The 15,587-nt window shown below is 66.5% G+C and carries 17 protein-coding genes, 1 tRNA gene and 1 other RNA gene; 9 read left to right on the forward strand and 10 right to left on the reverse strand.

Going from position 1 to position 15,587, the window contains the following annotated elements:
• The first annotated feature begins 45 nt into the window (after positions 1–45).
• Complete coding sequence (locus QFZ23_RS15040; RefSeq protein ID WP_306924093.1) at positions 46–522, forward strand: LapA family protein; 477 nt, start codon at positions 46–48, stop codon at positions 520–522.
• Between the two features lie 26 nt (positions 523–548).
• Here the strand turns inward: QFZ23_RS15040 and QFZ23_RS15045 are convergent, their stop codons facing one another.
• From QFZ23_RS15045 to QFZ23_RS15060, 4 genes are all read right to left on the reverse strand, one after another.
• A complete protein-coding gene (locus QFZ23_RS15045; RefSeq protein ID WP_306924095.1) occupies positions 549–980 on the reverse strand; it encodes an SRPBCC family protein in 432 nt (143 codons plus the stop codon).
• Positions 981–1,117: 137 nt separating this feature from the next.
• Positions 1,118–1,975 (reverse strand): sugar phosphate isomerase/epimerase family protein, encoded by an 858-nt coding sequence (locus QFZ23_RS15050; RefSeq protein ID WP_306924097.1) that lies wholly within the window; start codon positions 1,973–1,975, stop codon positions 1,118–1,120.
• Positions 1,972–3,186, reverse strand: coding sequence for a dihydrodipicolinate synthase family protein (locus tag QFZ23_RS15055; RefSeq protein ID WP_306924099.1), 1,215 nt, complete (start codon positions 3,184–3,186; stop codon positions 1,972–1,974). The genes QFZ23_RS15050 and QFZ23_RS15055 overlap by 4 nt, the downstream gene beginning before the upstream one ends.
• Positions 3,186–4,355: a Gfo/Idh/MocA family protein gene (locus tag QFZ23_RS15060; RefSeq protein WP_306924101.1), complete on the reverse strand. Its 1,170-nt coding sequence runs from the start codon at positions 4,353–4,355 to the stop codon at positions 3,186–3,188. The genes QFZ23_RS15055 and QFZ23_RS15060 overlap by 1 nt, the downstream gene beginning before the upstream one ends.
• A gap of 189 nt (positions 4,356–4,544) precedes the next feature.
• Here QFZ23_RS15060 and QFZ23_RS15065 point away from each other — a divergent pair, with 189 nt between their 5' ends.
• From QFZ23_RS15065 to QFZ23_RS15075, 3 genes are read left to right on the forward strand one after another with little or no spacing between them, the layout of a single operon-like run.
• Positions 4,545–5,636: a LacI family DNA-binding transcriptional regulator gene (locus QFZ23_RS15065; protein WP_306924103.1), complete on the forward strand. Its 1,092-nt coding sequence runs from the start codon at positions 4,545–4,547 to the stop codon at positions 5,634–5,636.
• Between the two features lie 55 nt (positions 5,637–5,691).
• The gene (locus tag QFZ23_RS15070; protein WP_306924105.1) at positions 5,692–6,306 is read left to right on the forward strand and encodes a GNAT family N-acetyltransferase; all 615 of its coding nucleotides are present in this window, start codon (positions 5,692–5,694) and stop codon (positions 6,304–6,306) included.
• A 9-nt stretch (positions 6,307–6,315) separates the two neighbouring features.
• Positions 6,316–6,993, forward strand: coding sequence for a DNA alkylation repair protein (locus QFZ23_RS15075; protein ID WP_306924106.1), 678 nt, complete (start codon positions 6,316–6,318; stop codon positions 6,991–6,993).
• A gap of 1 nt (position 6,994) precedes the next feature.
• Here QFZ23_RS15075 and mptB read toward each other — a convergent pair whose 3' ends face one another.
• Positions 6,995–8,551 carry a polyprenol phosphomannose-dependent alpha 1,6 mannosyltransferase MptB gene (gene mptB / locus QFZ23_RS15080; RefSeq protein WP_306924108.1) on the reverse strand — a complete coding sequence of 519 codons (1,557 nt, stop codon included), beginning with the start codon at positions 8,549–8,551 and terminating at the stop codon, positions 6,995–6,997.
• Between the two features lie 208 nt (positions 8,552–8,759).
• Here mptB and orn point away from each other — a divergent pair, with 208 nt between their 5' ends.
• The 3 genes from orn (at position 8,760) to def (ending at position 10,333) form a co-directional block, all read left to right on the forward strand.
• Positions 8,760–9,431 (forward strand): oligoribonuclease, encoded by a 672-nt coding sequence (gene orn, locus QFZ23_RS15085; protein WP_306924109.1) that lies wholly within the window; start codon positions 8,760–8,762, stop codon positions 9,429–9,431.
• Between the two features lie 130 nt (positions 9,432–9,561).
• A tRNA-His gene (locus tag QFZ23_RS15090) sits at positions 9,562–9,634 on the forward strand.
• Between the two features lie 126 nt (positions 9,635–9,760).
• Positions 9,761–10,333, forward strand: coding sequence for a peptide deformylase (def, locus tag QFZ23_RS15095; protein ID WP_306924111.1), 573 nt, complete (start codon positions 9,761–9,763; stop codon positions 10,331–10,333).
• A gap of 28 nt (positions 10,334–10,361) precedes the next feature.
• Here def and QFZ23_RS15100 read toward each other — a convergent pair whose 3' ends face one another.
• From QFZ23_RS15100 to QFZ23_RS15120, 5 genes are all read right to left on the reverse strand, one after another.
• A complete protein-coding gene (locus tag QFZ23_RS15100; protein WP_306924113.1) occupies positions 10,362–11,159 on the reverse strand; it encodes an HNH endonuclease family protein in 798 nt (265 codons plus the stop codon).
• Between the two features lie 130 nt (positions 11,160–11,289).
• Positions 11,290–11,499 (reverse strand): hypothetical protein, encoded by a 210-nt coding sequence (locus QFZ23_RS15105; protein WP_306924115.1) that lies wholly within the window; start codon positions 11,497–11,499, stop codon positions 11,290–11,292.
• 115 nt (positions 11,500–11,614) lie between these two features.
• Positions 11,615–13,108, reverse strand: a complete 1,494-nt coding sequence (locus QFZ23_RS15110) for a glyceraldehyde-3-phosphate dehydrogenase (protein ID WP_306924117.1) — start codon at positions 13,106–13,108, stop codon at positions 11,615–11,617.
• 270 nt (positions 13,109–13,378) lie between these two features.
• Positions 13,379–13,770, reverse strand: an RNA gene (gene rnpB, locus QFZ23_RS15115) — RNase P RNA component class A.
• 57 nt (positions 13,771–13,827) lie between these two features.
• Positions 13,828–14,049, reverse strand: coding sequence for a hypothetical protein (locus QFZ23_RS15120; protein WP_306924119.1), 222 nt, complete (start codon positions 14,047–14,049; stop codon positions 13,828–13,830).
• A 1-nt stretch (position 14,050) separates the two neighbouring features.
• Between QFZ23_RS15120 and QFZ23_RS15125 the strand changes: the two genes are divergently transcribed.
• Both QFZ23_RS15125 and QFZ23_RS15130 read left to right on the forward strand, forming a co-directional pair.
• The gene (locus QFZ23_RS15125; protein ID WP_306924121.1) at positions 14,051–14,767 is read left to right on the forward strand and encodes an alpha/beta hydrolase; all 717 of its coding nucleotides are present in this window, start codon (positions 14,051–14,053) and stop codon (positions 14,765–14,767) included.
• A gap of 47 nt (positions 14,768–14,814) precedes the next feature.
• Positions 14,815–15,579: a YaaA family protein gene (locus QFZ23_RS15130; protein WP_306924123.1), complete on the forward strand. Its 765-nt coding sequence runs from the start codon at positions 14,815–14,817 to the stop codon at positions 15,577–15,579.
• Positions 15,580–15,587: the final 8 nt, after the last annotated feature.

The raw sequence follows: 15,587 nt of genomic DNA on the forward strand, positions 1-15,587 counted from the left end.
ACAGGCTGGCCCAACTTGGACCGCCGTCGAGGAAGGAACACCCGCATGCAACACAGCCAGTCCGGCGGAAACCCCACCGATCCGGAGACGCCACGGCCTCCGAGCCCGGCGGCAGGTCAGCCAGGCGCCGCAGCGCCCCTTGACCCGACTCCGTCGGACGCGGCTGCAGGTACCGGCGCCGCGGGCCGCCATCCCGGCGCAGCCGCCATTCCGGGCTACGACGGAACTGCGTCACCGCAGCCAGGTGCGGTGGAGCCCGAGCGGCGCGTGACCCGTGCCGGGATGATCTGGGCGGCAGTGGCCTCGGCGCTGGTGGTTCTGGTGCTTCTGATCGCCTTTATCCTGCAGAACCAGGAACTCGTCCAGGTGAAGTTCTTCGGCCTGGAAGGGGCGGTGTCGCTGGGGATGTCGCTCTTCATCGCGGCAGTCGGCGGAGGTGTCCTCGTGGCCATGGCCGGCGCAGCGCGGATCATCCAGCTGCGCGCCGCTGCGCACCGGCGCAGGGTGCAGGCCGGCCGATAGCGGTAGGGCCGCAAGCCCCATGCAGGTCAGTCCTCCAGATACTCCTTGAGGTTGCCAAGCACCATGCCCCAAAGTTTTTCCGACTCCGCCGCCTCGCCATCACTCTTGTTGTTGCCCTGGGTGATGCTGACCCGGGTGCCCTCCGCGACGGGCTCCAGACCGTACTCCACGGTGTGGTAGTTCTCCGGCTCGTCGGGAAGTCCCGATAAAGGGCTGTAGTGGGTGATGCGCAAAAGTTCGTTGGGGCGGGCTTCCAGCACGGTCCCTTTGTCCCGATAAGACTTGCCCTGCCACTCCCCCTCAAACGTCACAGATTCACCTTCCCGCCAGGTGGATGTGACGTGCGTGCCGAGGAAGTATTCCTTGACGTCGGCGGGATCCGTCAGTGCCTTCCAAACCCGCTCCGGCTGTGCGGCGACAACAATGTTCGCCTCGGCATCCCTGAATTGGCTGACCATGGTTTCCCCTCCTGGCGCCACCCTACCCGCGGAAAGGCACCGAGGTAAGGGCAAATGGCGAAGGGTGTCGGACAGAGCAAGGTCCGGTCCCGTGTCGGGGACCGGACCTCTGCTTACGCCGGGTCCTTGCTGCGGGCTCAGGCGAAGGGCTGCACGAGCTCCGCGTAGCGGTCCTTCATCCTCGCCAGGACGTCGTTGCCGTCGGCGTCCCAGATCTCCTGGTTGAAGATCTCCACTTCGATGTCGCCGGTGTAGCCCGCATCCCGGACCCAGGTGCTGATCGTGGCGAAGTCAATCACGCCGTCGCCCATCATGCCGCGGGAGAGCAGTGCGTCCGCCGCGATCGGCAGGTTGAAGTCGCACACCTGGTAGGAGGCGATCCGGTTCTCCCTGCCGGCGCGTTCAATCTGGGCTTTCAGCTCCGGGTCCCACCAGACGTGGAAGGTGTCGACGGCAACCCCCACCGCCCGGGCGTCGTACGGCGCCGCCAGCTCCAGTGCCTGCCCCAGGGTGGAGATGAGCGCGCGGTCGGCAGCGTACATCGGGTGCAGGGGTTCCAGCACCAGCCGGACGCCGTGCTCGACGGCAAACGGGACAAGGTCTTCGAGACGGTCAGCCACGCGCTCGCGGGCAGCCACGACGTCCTTCTCCCCCGGCGCCAGGCCCCCGACCACGAGGAACAATTCCTGTGTATCCAGCGCAACGGCCTCGAGGATCGCGGCCCGGTTGTCGGCGAGCGCTGCCGCCTGCCCGTCGGCGTCCGGAGCCGTGAGGAACCCGCCGCGGCACAGCGAGGAAACCCGAAGTCCGGCGTCCTTGATCAGCTTGGCTGCCCTGTCGAGCCCGGCCTCGGCCACGATGTCCCGCCACGGCCCGATGGCGGGGATGCCTGCACGGGCGCAGCCGTCAACGGCCTCGGCTAGGGTCCACTTCTTGGTGGTAGCGCTGTTGAGGGAAAGCCGTGAAAAAGGGGACCGTTCTGAATTGAAGGTCATACTCCCACTCCATTGATGCGAAGGAAATCGGACATCCGGAACGCTGCGAGGGCGGGGTCCTTCAGCAACCCGGCTTCGTCGGCCAGTTCGAAGGTCTTCGCAAGGTGCACCACGGAACGGCCCGAGTGCAGCCCGCCAACCATCTGGAATCCCGGCTGCTTGCCGTTGAGCCAGGACAGGAAGGCGATCCCTGTCTTGTAGTAGAACGTGGGGGCGCTGAAGATGTGCTTGCCCAGTTCCCGGGTGGCGTCCAGGATGGCACGCGCTTTGGCGGCATCGCCGGCGTCGTAGCTCTGCAGCGCCGCGGACGCGGCCGGATAGATTGCCGCGAAGATTCCCAGCAGGGCGTCCGAGTGGAGGGTGCCGTCGCCGTCGATCAGTTCCGGGTAGTTGAAGTCGTCGCCGGTGTAGAGGCGGACGCCCAGGGGAAGCGCTGCCCGCAGCGCGATTTCATGCGAGGCGTCCAGGAGGGAGACCTTGACTCCGTCCACCTTGTCCGCGTTCTCGCGGATGAGGGACAGGAACGTCTCGGTGGCGACGGAGACGCTGTCCGAGCCCCAGTAGCCGGCCAGTGCGGGATCGAACATGGTGCCGAGCCAGTGCAGAATGACCGGCTGGTCGGCCTCCTGGAGCAGCGTGGAGTAGACCTTCAGGTAGTCCTCGGGACCGGCCGCCACCTGGGCCAGTGCCCTGGAGGCCATGAGGATCACCTTGGGTCCGGCTTCGCTGACGACGGCGACCTGCTCGCGGTAGGCGGCGAGGACAGCCTGCAGGCCGGCTTCGCCGGACGGCAGTGTGGCGAGGTCCAGCTGGTCGGTGCCGGCGCCGCAGGACACGAGGTCCCGGACTGTCATGCCGGCCGTGGCCGTTCCGCCGGCGGAGACCACGGAGGCCGCCTCCGCGCCGGTGCGCTTGATCAGCTGCTGGGTAGCAGCCCAGTCCAGGCCCATGCCGCGCTGGGCGGTGTCCATCGCGTCGGCGACGCCCAGCCCGTAGGACCACAGCTCGTGCCGGTAGGCCAGGGTGGCCTCCCAGTCGAGCCGGGCCGGGGCGCCGGGGGTGTTGTCCGCGGTGACCTCGGGGATGACGTGGGCGGCCGCGTATGCCCGGCGGGATGTCAGCGGCGCCGTCGGTTTGGCCCAGGCGGTGGCGGAACGGAGGCGGTACTCCCGGGTTCCGCCGTCGGATGTGGGAAGGATCAGTGAAGTCATCAGAGCGTGATCTCCGGGATGTCGATGGTGCGGCGTTCATCGCTGGACTGCAGGCCGAGTTCGGCGAGCTGCACGCCGCGGGCGGCCGAGAGCAGCCCGAAGCGGTGTTCGCGGCCGGCGACGACGTCGCGCAGGAACTCTTCCCACTGAAGCTTGAAGCCGTTGTCCAGCTCGGCGTTGGCCGGGACTTCCTGCCACTGGCTGCGGAACGATTCGGTGACCGGAAGATCGGGGTTCCAGACAGGCTTGGGGGTGTGGGCCCGCTGCTGGGCGACGCACTTGTTCAGGCCTGCAACTGCGGATCCGTGCGTGCCGTCAACCTGGAACTCGACCAGCTCGTCACGGTAGACGCGGACGGCCCAGGAGGAGTTGATCTGGCCGATGACCTCGTCTCCGCCAGGCGTTTCTAGCTCGAAGATGCCGTAGGAGGCGTCGTCTGCCGTTGCCTTGTATTCGGTTCCGGCCTCGTCCCACCGGGTGGGGATGTGGGTGGCGGTCTTGGCATTGACGCTCTTGACCTTGCCGATGATGCCTTCCAGGACATAGTTCCAGTGGCAGAACATGTCCGTGGTCATTCCGCCGCCGTCTTCCTTGCGGTAGTTCCAGGACGGGCGCTGGGCCGCCTGCACGTCGCCCTCGAAAACCCAGTAGCCGAATTCGCCGCGGATGGACAGGATCCGGCCGAAGAACCCTTCATCCACAAGGCGGCGCAGCTTGACCAGGCCGGGGAGGTACAGCTTGTCGTGCACGACTCCGGCGGTGACCCCGGCTTCCTTGCCGATGCGGGCCAGCTCGATGGCCTCCTCGAGGGTTTCCGCCGTCGGCTTCTCGGTGAAGATGTGCTTGCCGGCGCGCATGGCCTTCTTCAGGGTTGCGGCCCGCAGGCTGGTCATGGAGGCGTCGAAGACGACGTCGACAGTGGGGTCGTTGATCACAGCGTCGAGGTCGGTGGTCCATTCCGATACTTTGTGAAGTTCAGCCAGCTCGCGGATCTTCGCTTCATTGCGACCGACGAGGATCGGCTCGACCTGGACCTTGGTGCCGCCCTGCAGGGTGAAGCCGCCGGCGTCGCGGATCGGGAGGATGGAGCGCAGCAGGTGCTGGCGGTAGCCCATCCGGCCGGTAATGCCGTTCATGGCGATACGGATCGTCTTTGTTTCGAAGCCCATGAGTCCTCATTCAGTCGTGGTGGAAACATTCAGTCGTGGTGGAAACCGGGAAAGCGCATTCCCACTACTTCTATAGTGCAGAAGCGCGACCAATCTGGCAAGCGCTTTCCTAACTTTTCTCCAACTGCGATAATGTGAGCATCAGCCGAGTTTCCCGAGGCTGGGGCCTGTTGAAGAGGAGTTGCGCCTGTGGCTGCAAGCACGCTGACCGAAGTAGCCCGCCTGGCCGGAGTCTCCCCTGCCACCGCCAGCCGTGTCCTGAACGGTTCGGCCAGGACCCCCGGACCCGACATTACAGAGCGTGTCCGGAAGGCGGCGGACTCCCTGGGCTACATCCCCAACGCCCAGGCTCAGGGCCTCGCCAAGTCGAGCTCCGGCCTCATCGGACTCATCGTGCACGACATTGCCGACCCCTACTTCTCGGCCATCGCCCGCGGCGTCCAGACCGCCGCCCGGCACCAGAACAAGATGGTGCTGCTGGCCACCACGGCGGGCAGCCCCGCCGACGAGCGCGCGGCCGTGGCAGCCTTTGCCGCGCGCCGGGCGGACTCGATAGTGATCGCAGGGTCGCGGTCTGCGCGGACGGCCGACAGGCAGGGCAACGCCGAACTGGCCGCCGAGCTTGACCGCTACTGCCGCAACGGCGGCCGGGTGGGCGTGGTGGGTCACGCCGTGGTGGGCGCAGAATCCGACGCGGGCTACCACGTGGTTGAGGTTCCCAACGAGGATCTCGCTGCCGCACTCGCCCGGGAACTGGCCGCCTCACATGCCGGGGAGTTCGTGATCATTGCCGGGCCGGAGGGGCTCCTGACCTCCGACGACCGGGTTCGCGGCTTCCAGCGAGGCCTGGCGGACGTCGGGCTGCCGCCGGCGGACGTCCTGCACACCGGATTCGACCGCACGGGCGGTTACGAGGCGGGCCTGGAGCTCGCAGCCCGCATCGGCGCGCACGGCGGCAGCGGCGGTGCCGGTCCTGACGCCGGACGGCCCCGGCTCTGTATCTTCGCCGTCAACGACGTCATGGCGATCGGGGCCACCGCCGCGCTGCGTTCCAGGGGGCTGCGGATCCCCCGGGACGCCGCCATCGCCGGGTTTGACGACATCGAAACCCTGCGCGACTTCCGGCCGGCCCTGTCCACTGTCCGCCTGCCCCTGGAGGAGATCGGCAGGCTGGCAGTGCCCGGCACGGGTTCCGGCCAAGCGGTCGCCGCCACCGTCGCGGTTGCAGGCGAAGTAACGCTCCGCCGGAGCACCGAGCTGGCCGGCAAACCGGCTTCATAGCTTCAGGAAGACAGTCTCGCAGCTAGACAGTCCCCGGCAGCAAGGGAAGGCGGCCATGACAGACCCTGCACAGGAGGCAAGAGGCGGCATCACCACAGCGGCCGCTAAGTGGCCCGCCGTCGAGCAACTGTTCGGCGTCCGCGGTGAGCCCTCACGCTGCTGGTGCCGGTTCTTTGCCCTGCCGGGTGCCAGCTTTGCTGCCACCCCGCCCGCTGACCGCAAGGCACAGCTGAAAGACAAGTTCGACGGCGGCGGGCCGGCACCGGGTGTCCTGGCATACCGCGGCGGTTCCGCCGTCGGCTGGTGTGCAGTGGAGCCGCGGCAGTGCTACCCGCGCATCCTCCGTTCCCAGGTGTTCAAGGCGGCCGGCGCGGCAGTCACCGACGACGGCAGCGGCGCTGGGAGCGTGTGGTCGGTGAGCTGTTTCGTCGTTGCTCCCGGCCACCGGCGCAGCGGTGTGGCCGCAGCCCTGCTCGCTGCCGCCGTCGACCACGCGCGCGCCAATGGTGCCGCCGCTGTGGAGGGGTATCCGGTGGATCCCGGGCAACGGCCGAAGGCCGGGCCACCGGATCTCTACCAGGGCACGCTCGGGCTGTTCCTGGCCGCCGGGTTTGAGGTGGTCAGTGCCGCTGTTCCCGGCCGCGCCGTTGTACGGCTGCAGGTGGGATGACGCGGCAGCATGGCAAATGAAGCGGTGCTGGCGTTGATTCGCTCAGAACTGCGGGCGGCGGCAGACCCTATCCGCGGCGCCGCCGCGCAGGCCTACATGAAGTCCGCAACGCCATCCCTGGGCGTCCCCGTGCCGGAGGTGCGCAGGATAGCCAAGGCCGTGGCCGCTGCGCAGCCCTTTGTAACCGCCGACGATTTGCGGTCAACGGTGCTTGTCCTGTGGCGTGAAGCCCGCTACCGCGAGGAACGCTACGCGGCGATTGACCTGACCGGGCTGCGGAGCGTGGCCGGAGACCCGCGGATGCTTCCGGTGTATGAGGAGATCATCCGAACGGGCTCATCCTGGGACTATGTGGACGGGGTGGCCCATCGGATCGGCGCACTGCTCAAGGCCCACCGGGAGGAACTAACCCGCGTACTGCTCCAGTGGAGCGTCGATCCCGACCTCTGGATCCGGCGGGCGTCGATTACGGCCCAGCTGGGAGCCAAAATCCAGACGGACACCGGCCTGCTCACTGCCGTCATCGAGGCGAACATGGCCGACAAGGAATTCTTTATCCGCAAGGCCATCGGGTGGGCGTTGCGTGAGTACGCCAAAACCGATCCCGAATGGGTCCTGGAGTTCGTGACACGGAACGGCCCGTCGCTCAGCCCGCTCTCGCGCAGGGAAGCCCTGAAAAACCTTTAGGTCAGATGATTGGGCGTACCGTCACGGGCTGGTCCGCCTTGCTGAAAAGCAGCTTGGTGCTGCGGTCCAGGAAGATCAGGTACAGCGCAAACAGCAGGGCGATGATGGCGGCTGCATTGCGGGCCAGCGCGAGGGCAAGACCCAGATCGTCGGTCTGCAGGTAGGGGAAGACCTCCAGCTGGTCCGAGATGGCATAGACCATGAAGAAGGAAACGATGAAGTACAGGGCCTTGACCTGCCAGTCGTCACGGATGCCCGTGACGGCGAACAGCGGGATCAGCCACACCACATACCAGGACTGGATCATGGGCGACAGCACCACAACAGCCGCGAAGGCGAGCGTCAGGCGGCGCATGAGGCGGTCGTGTTCGCCCCGGAAAATCTGCCAGGCGACGATGCCCACGGCGAGGAGCTTGCCGGCGTCGTAAACCCATTTGGCCAGCCCCCAGCCGTCCAGGCTGAACGCGTTGGCGATGGACGCGACCACCAGGCCGAGCAGCCCCACGGGGGCGTACCAGATCCAGACGCTGCCGGGCGCCGATAGGCCGTTGATCCACCCAAACCCAAAGCCGTTCACCAAGCTCATCAGGTAGAGCAGGGCAAGGCTGATTCCGGCCGTCAGGCCCCAGAACACAAACTTCCGGGGCCAGCTGGCCCCCTTGCCGGCCCAAAGCAGGCCGATGAACGGAAGGAACACCACGGTGATCGGTTTCACCGCGATGGAGGCCGTGACGAGGACAATGCCGAAAATGACCCGCCGCGTGGCACAGTAGTACAGGCCGGCGAGGGCGAGCCCGATCATGAGCGAATCGTTGTGGACGCTGGCGATGAAATTGGTCAGGAAGAGCGGATTCGCCGCCGTCAGCCAAAGGGCACGGTGCGGATTGACCCCGTGCAGCTCGGCAAGCCTGGGGACGTAGACGATGCAGAGCACCACACCCGCCACAGCGGCCAGGCGGAACAGCATGATGCTGGCTTCCGGGTGGACATTGGTGGACCAGACCACGAACTGCTCGATCCACAAAAACACCTGGCCGTAGGGAACCGGGGCCTCGGTCCACATCTTGTCCGCGCCCAGCTGGAAGTAGTTGGACAGGGCCGAAATGCCGTTCTCGTACGGGTTGAAGCCCTCCACCATCAGCCGGCCCTGACCGATGTACGCGTAGACGTCCCGGCTGAACAGCGGGACGGTGAACATCATGGGAAGGCCCCACGCGACGATGGCCTGCAGGGTGGCCTTGCGGGCCTCCCGGCCCCACACGTGGATGTGCTGGCCAAGCCTGAGCCACGCCCGGACCAGCAGCATGCCGCCCACCGCAAGCAGCACAATGGAGAGCCCGACGCCGAACGCCTCGGTGCGCATCCAGATGAACAGCGGCATCCGCCGCAGCTCCGAGACGGGCGCCAGCCAGCCGACGCCGAAAGAACCGACGAGCAGGAACATGGAACCGATGAAGCCGGAGAGGATCGGCGAGCGTGGGTTGTCCACTTCCGGCCGGGCCGGGTCCGTGGAAGTGCCGGTGGACGTTTCCCCTATCGCAGGCACAGGCGCCGTCATCTCAGGATCGTCCAATCTCTTCTGCGCCTATCTCTTTAGGCATATCTCTTTTGGGCGTGCTGCCCCATCTGCAGCCAAGCTGAGCGGCCAGCCAATTGGGCGGCGCCGGGGACGCGTCCGCCGCAATAAGGCGTTGCCACGTACCCGAAATATTAGCACCGGAGCGCCTCTCCAAGGCTTGCACGCGGCTAAACGGTAGGCTGAACGGGTGCCTATTACTAACGAACGCATCGTCTGGATCGACTGCGAAATGACCGGCCTCGACAGCGTCAATGACGCCCTGATCGAGGTCGCGGCCCTGGTGACCGACTCCGAACTGAACATCCTCGGCGATGGGGTGGACGTGGTGATCAAGCCGGACGACGCCGCGCTCGCGCAGATGAACGACTTCGTCCGGGACATGCACACCCGGTCAGGTCTGCTGAACGAGCTTCCGGCCGGCAAAACAATGGCCGAGGCAGAGGCCCTGGTGTTGGACTACATCCGCAAGTGGGTTCCCGACCCCCGCAAGGCGCCCCTCGCCGGCAACTCGGTGGGAACGGACCGGGTCTTCCTCGCCAGGGACATGCCCTCGGTGGTGGAGCACCTGCACTACCGCATCATCGATGTCAGCACCATCAAGGAACTGGCCCGGCGCTGGTATGCACGCGCCTACTTCCAGGCGCCGGCGAAGCTCGGCGGCCACCGCGCACTCGGGGACATCAAGGATTCCATCGACGAACTGCGGTACTACCGGGAAGCCGTCTTTGTGCCGGCGCCCGGACCGGACAGCGCCACGTCCCAGAAGATCTCCCAGCGCATCTCGTCGTCGCCCTCCGCCGTCGACCAGCAGGCCTCGGAAAGCGTTCTGCCGCCCGCAGCGCAGCAGCCGGGAAAGTAATCTGCGCCACGTTTGAGGAAAATTTTGCGGAAAGAGCCAAAAGTGGCAAAAGCACCCCCCAACAGCAGGTAAACTATTTGTCGTTGCCTTTTCGGAAGGCCGGGAAACCGGACCGTCTGCAGGGCACATGGTGGGCGTAGCTCAGTTGGCAGAGCGCCTGGTTGTGGTCCAGGAGGTCGCGGGTTCAACCCCCGTCGCTCACCCGCACCGAGGACGGCAGTTTTATTGCCGGCCAGCAACAAAGGCCGTACCGGTTACCCGGTGCGGCCTTTGTTGGTTTTCACCCCCAGCCGGCTCCCCCCGGCAAGGCGCCGAAGGAATCCCCTGACATGACTGTTCTGCCCATCACCATCTGGGGTGAGCCGGTGCTGCACCGCCGGGCTGCTGAAGTGGAGGAGTTCGACGACGGGCTTCGCCAGCTGATTGCCGACATGTTCGAAACAAATGACAAGGCGAACGGCGTCGGACTGGCCGCGCCGCAGATCGGCGTGGGCAAGCGGATCTTTGTTTACAAGTTCGAGAACGAGGACGGCGCCCCCCCGGCCGGCGCCGTGGTGAATCCTGTGCTGACCCTCTCCAAGGTGTCCGGGGCGCTGCCGGATCCGGACGAGGAAGTGGAGGGCTGCCTCTCCTTCCCCGGGGAGCAGTATCCGCTCAAGCGCGCCGAATGGGTACGGGTGCAGGGCTTTGACGGGCACGGAAAGCCGGTGGATTTCGAAGCGACCGGGTGGTTTGCCCGCATCATCCAGCACGAGTACGACCATCTGGACGGCAAGCTGTACGTCAACCGCCTCATCGACAGGTATGCCCGCAAGGCGATGAAGCAGGCCAAGAAGAGCGGCTGGGGCGTCCCGGGCCTGACCTGGATGCCGGGCGTGGACCCTGACCCGTTCGGTCACTGATACCGGCGCTGTTTCTGCCGCTGGGCCCCTACCGGGGCACCACCGTCTGCTGCTTCGGGCATGAATCCAGCACGCGGGCCATGGCGTCCTTCTCCGGCCGGGTGACCCAGAGGCCGTACGCTGCCTTCACCGAAATCTGCCGCGCCACATAGTGGCACCGAAGTGCCTTGTTCTTCGGCAGCCATGTGGCGGCGTCCGACGCGCTTTTCTCCTGGTTGGCGTCACCGTCCGCGGCAATGAGGTTGAGCGGATCATTGGCAAGGTTCTGCCGCTGCTGCGGCGTCAGCTGCTGGGCCCCCTTCTGCCAGGCGTCGCCCAGCGCGACGACGTGGTCGATCTGCACGTCCTTACTGGAATTTGCGCCGCGGACGAACCTGACCACCAGCCCGACGTACGGCTCATGCATGGTGCCGGCGGCAACCTTGCACTTCGATCCCTTGGTGAACTCAACGTCGTGAAGGTCACGGCGCAGGACGTCGTTGCGGGTGTCGCAGCCGTTGTGGTCGGCGTCCTGCCAGGCCTGGCCGAAGGCGGACCGGTCGTAGTCGCTGCCGGATGCCCTGCCCTTCACGGCCAAGGCTTCCAGTGCAGCGGCAGCGCTGCCCAGCGGCACCGGGTACGGGGGTGTCACGGGCTTCATCCAGCCGGCATCGAACACCGGCGCCTCGCTGGGGCCGGACACAGCAGGCTCGGCGGCGCTGAACTGGCCGGCCGTAAAAAACCACACCGTGGCGGCAACTACCGATACCGCGGCGACACCGAGCACCGCCCAGGCCTGCCGGGAGCGGCGGCGGGCGCGCCGGTAGCCGGCCCAGCTGACACTCACAGGCTCGCCTCGGGGCGCCGGGAATCCGGGTCAGGATGTGGGTACACATCCAGGAGCCTAGGCGAATTCACCCGTCGCGGTGCGGGTATCCACAGTGTGGAGGACAGGTGCCCTGTGGAGGGCGGGTGGCCTACTGCTCGCGCATGACCCGATGAAGATCGGTGTTGGCGAGTTCAAGCAGCCGCTCCAGCTGGGCCACCCTGTCATCGCCGATTTCCCCTGCCGCATGCGAGGTGCGTGCCTGGTCCAGAAGCCTTTGGGCTTCTTTCTGGTTGGCCTTTGCAACATCGAGGGCATGTTCCAGGGTTGTCTCATGCTGGAGTGTCGGGTTCTGTTCCATGACACAAGTTTGTGCCCGTTTCCCGGCTGATTCCAGAGAATTGCCCGGGAAGTTCCCGGGAACGGGTCAGCCCCGCCGGCACAGGTGTGCCGGCGGGGCTGACGGAACGCTTCTGTTAGACCGAGGCTGCCACGGCCAGAACCGGGGCGGCGTCCTTGTCGGAGTCCTTGGCCGGGAAGGTCGGCGGGTTGACTCCGGCCATTTCCTCCATGACGCGGACCACCTGGCAGCTGTAGCCGAACTCGTTGTCGTACCAGACGTAGACGACCAGGTTCTTGTCGTTGGCGATGGTGGCGAGGCCGTCAACGATCCCTGCACGGCGGGAGCCGACGAAGTCGGTGGAGACAACCTCGGGTGAGTCGATGTAGTCGATCTGTTTGCGCAGCTCCGAGTGCAGCGACATCTCCCGCAGGTAGTTGTTGACCTCGTCCTTGGTGGTGCCGTTTTCCAGGTTGAGGTTCAGGACGGCCAGGGACACGTCCGGGGTGGGGACGCGGATTGAGCTGCCGGTGAGCTTGCCCTGCAGTTCGGGCAGCGCCTTGGCTACGGCCTTGGCGGCACCGGTCTCGGTGATCACCATGTTCAGCGCAGCGGAGCGTCCGCGGCGGTCGCCCTTGTGGAAGTTGTCGATCAGGTTCTGGTCGTTGGTGAACGAGTGGACCGTCTCGACGTGGCCGTGGATCACGCCGTACTTGTCGTTGAGGGCTTTCAGGACCGGGGTGATGGCGTTGGTGGTGCAGGAGGCTGCCGTCACGATCCGGTCCGCATCGGTGATGTCGCGGTGGTTGATGCCGTGGACGATGTTCTTCAGCTCACCCTTGCCCGGCGCGGTCAGCAGGACACGGGCCACGCCCTTGCTCAGCAGGTGCTGGCCGAGGCCCTCGGCGTCGCGCCAGCGGCCGGTGTTGTCCACCACGAGGGCGTCCTTGATGCCGTAGGCGGTGTAGTCGATGGTGGCCGGGTTATCCGAGTAGATGACCTGGATCTGGACGCCATTGGCCGTAATCGTGTTGGCGTCGGTGTCCACCCTGATGGTCCCCTCGAAGGAACCGTGCACGGAGTCGCGGCGCAGCAGGCTTGCGCGCTTGGTCAGGTCGTTGTCGGAGCCGCGCCGGACCACGATGGCGCGCAGGCGCAGGCCGTGGCCGCCGCCCGCCTTTTCGATCAGGAGGCGGGCCAGGAGCCGGCCGATCCGGCCGAAGCCGTAGAGCACGACGTCGGTGCTGGTGCGGTCGTCGGCGCCGCGCTTGCCCACAATCCCGGCGAGCTCGGCACGGAGGAATTCCTCCAAAGTCAGGTCGCCGCCGTCGGACTTGAACTTCTGGTTCAGGCGGGCGATGTCGATGGCAGCGGCGCCCAGGTCCAGCCGTGCCAGCGTGTTCAGCAGCGGCGCCGTCTCCTCCAGGAGCAGCTCATCCTTGCTCATCCGGCGCGCGAAGCGGTGCGCCTTCAGGATGTTCATCGTGGACTTGTTGATCAGGCTGCGTCCGTGGATGGAGGTGACCACGTTGTTTTCACGGTACAGCCGGCCGATCACCGGGATCATGGCCTCGGCGAGAGCCTCCCGGCCCATCCACGTATCAAGACAAGAATCTGACGTCTGGCTCACAGAACTACCTTCCTTGGTTCAACCGGCTACGTCCTCGTAAACCGGATGGCGGCCACTGGAAGTTATCCAGGGCAAGCTGGCACCGGCGGGGTTCGGTCCACCCCGGATGCCGTCGACCGTGCAAAGAAAAACCGCCGGCTGCGAACGCAGATCCGGCGGAAGAACTTCTACGTTCACCATCCATTCTAGGTGGGCCCGGGCGCTTCTCTTGCCCCGGAGCCCGTGAAATCACTCACACCGGGTGTGATGCCTGTTGCCCGGTCAAGAAAGTGGATGGGTTGACCGATACGCCGGGTTCTGTGCTCCCGCGCTGTTGCCGGCGCGGGAGTAGCGGCCATCCATCTACGAGCGCCGTTGCCGGCGCCCTCCAGCGGCCTACCCGGACACTCGGGCGGGCAGCCCTCAAACGTGTCCTGTCTGGCCTTGCTCCGGGTGGGGTTTACCTAGCCTTCCCGGTCACCCGGGAAGCTGGTGGTCTCTTACACCGCCGTTTCACCCTTACCTGCTTCGTGCCGCTTTCAAATCGGCGCGACGCAGGCGGTCTGTTTTCTGTGGCACTGGCCTGCGGGTTACCCCGAGTGGGCGTTACCCACCACCCTGCCCTGTGGAGCCCGGACGTTCCTCGAGCCACTTGCGTGGCGCGCGGCCGCCTGGTCAACCCATCCGCAGTCCAGTTTACGGGCTTTCCCGCGGGCCCGGACACGCGCCGGTTCCGGGGGCTAAGATCGGGAAATGGACCAGTCGTCCTTTCCGCGGCGACGCATGCTGCAGCTGGCGGGAATCGCTGCGGGACTGGCCGCGGCCGCAGCCTGCACGGCGCCGCCTGCGCCGGTTCCCGGCCCCACCACAACCAGCTCCCCGCCCGGTTCGGCCGGAACACCTACTTCGCCGGGAACAACGACGGCGGCCATCCCGCCGGCTCCCCCATCGCCGCCTTCCACGGTGTCGACCCGAACAGGCGCATTTGTTTCTCGCTTCCGTCCGTCGGTCACGACGCACTGGGCCCTGGCCGTGCCTCTCCCGGAGCAAGCCCGCCAGTTGCTGCCGGTGGCTGTCTTCCTGCACGGGCTGGGCGGCAGCAGTGAGGTTCTGTTGGGCGACCTCGCGGCGGACCGGGCCCTGCAGCGCCACCTGGATGACGGCGGCCCGCCCTTTGCGGTTGCCGCCGTGGACGGCGGCGACTCCTGGTGGCATGCCCGCGCCGATGGCAGCGACACGCAGGCGATGCTCGTAGAGGAGTTCCTGCCGTTCCTGGGCGATCAGGGGCTCGACCTCGGAAAGGTCGGCGTCTTCGGCACGTCGATGGGCGGGTTCGGCGCCCTCCTCATGGCGTCGCGGGGCCGGGTGTCCGGACTTCGCGCCGTTGCGGCCATGAGCCCGGCGGTTTGGTCCAGTTATGAAGAGGGCATGCACGGCGCTTTCGACGGGCCGGCTGATTTCGAGGCGAATAACGTTTTTGCGCTCCGGCCGAGGCTTGCAGCGATTCCCAAAAGGATCGACTGCGGCAGTGAGGATGATCTGGCTGCTACAGTGCGCCAGTACCGTTCGGGACTTCCCGGCCGGGTGGAGGGCGGCTTTCAGCCGGGCGGACACGACGCCTTGTACTGGCGGTCCATCCTGCCGGACGTGCTGGACTTCCTGGGCCGTTCCCTGGGCTGAGCTCACGCCCCCCAACTGACCCCACCCCCGGCCGGTAAGATCGTACGGTGCTGATTCTGCTCCCCCCATCCGAAGGCAAGACTCCGGCCGTCCGTGGAGACGCCATGGACTGGGCTTCCTTGAGTTTCCCTGTGCTGAATACCTACCGGGCAAAGGTACTCGACGCGCTGGGGACAGTCAGCGCACATGGGGACGCCCTCGCCCTGCTGGGCGTCGGAGCCTCGCTCAAGGACGACGTCGAACGCAACACCCGGCTCCACGCCGAACCGGCGGCGCCGGCGCACCAGGTGTACTCCGGCGTGCTGTACGACGCCCTCGGCTACAAGTCGATGACGGCGGCGCAGCGGCGTCGGGCGGATGAATCGGTGCTGGTCATCTCCGCACTTTGGGGCGCCATCCGGTTCGCCGACTCAGTGCCCGCCTACCGGCTGTCCATGTCAACGGCACTGCCCGACGTCGGACGCCTTGCCTCATTCTGGAAACCGCAGCTGACCGACGCCCTTGGCGAAATTGCCGGTGGCCAGCTCCTGGTCGATTGCCGGTCCAGCACCTACGCAGCGGCCTGGACTCCCCCGCCGGCGGACACCGTGGCGGTCAACGTCTTCACTGAGGTGAACGGCGCACGCAAGGTTGTCAGCCACTTTGCCAAGCACACCCGGGGCGAGCTGGCCCGGCACCTGCTGACGCGGCGGGGCAAGGCCCCGGCGACGCCGGAGCAGCTGCGGAAGGCGGCAGCCGAGAAGTGGCAGGCCGAACTCGTTCCGGGCACGGCGCGCAAGGCCCACGCCCTCAACATCATCCTGCCGGGCTAGGCCTGCGG

The sequence above is a fragment of the Arthrobacter globiformis genome, from assembly GCF_030818015.1.
GTDB lineage: Bacteria > Actinomycetota > Actinomycetes > Actinomycetales > Micrococcaceae > Arthrobacter > Arthrobacter globiformis_C.

Excerpts from the sequence above, each read along its gene's own strand:
- QFZ23_RS15070 (WP_306924105.1), top strand. The coding sequence starts at position 5,692 with ATGACAGACCCTGCACAGGAGGCAAGAGGCGGCATCACCACAGCGGCC.
- QFZ23_RS15055 (WP_306924099.1), bottom strand. The coding sequence starts at position 3,186 with ATGACTTCACTGATCCTTCCCACATCCGACGGCGGAACCCGGGAGTAC.
- QFZ23_RS15105 (WP_306924115.1), bottom strand. The coding sequence starts at position 11,499 with ATGGAACAGAACCCGACACTCCAGCATGAGACAACCCTGGAACATGCC.
- def (WP_306924111.1), top strand. The coding sequence starts at position 9,761 with ATGACTGTTCTGCCCATCACCATCTGGGGTGAGCCGGTGCTGCACCGC.
- mptB (WP_306924108.1), bottom strand. The coding sequence starts at position 8,551 with ATGACGGCGCCTGTGCCTGCGATAGGGGAAACGTCCACCGGCACTTCC.
- QFZ23_RS15045 (WP_306924095.1), bottom strand. The coding sequence starts at position 980 with ATGGTCAGCCAATTCAGGGATGCCGAGGCGAACATTGTTGTCGCCGCA.
- QFZ23_RS15075 (WP_306924106.1), top strand. The coding sequence starts at position 6,316 with ATGGCAAATGAAGCGGTGCTGGCGTTGATTCGCTCAGAACTGCGGGCG.
- QFZ23_RS15050 (WP_306924097.1), bottom strand. The coding sequence starts at position 1,975 with ATGACCTTCAATTCAGAACGGTCCCCTTTTTCACGGCTTTCCCTCAAC.
- QFZ23_RS15060 (WP_306924101.1), bottom strand. The coding sequence starts at position 4,355 with ATGGGCTTCGAAACAAAGACGATCCGTATCGCCATGAACGGCATTACC.
- QFZ23_RS15040 (WP_306924093.1), top strand. The coding sequence starts at position 46 with ATGCAACACAGCCAGTCCGGCGGAAACCCCACCGATCCGGAGACGCCA.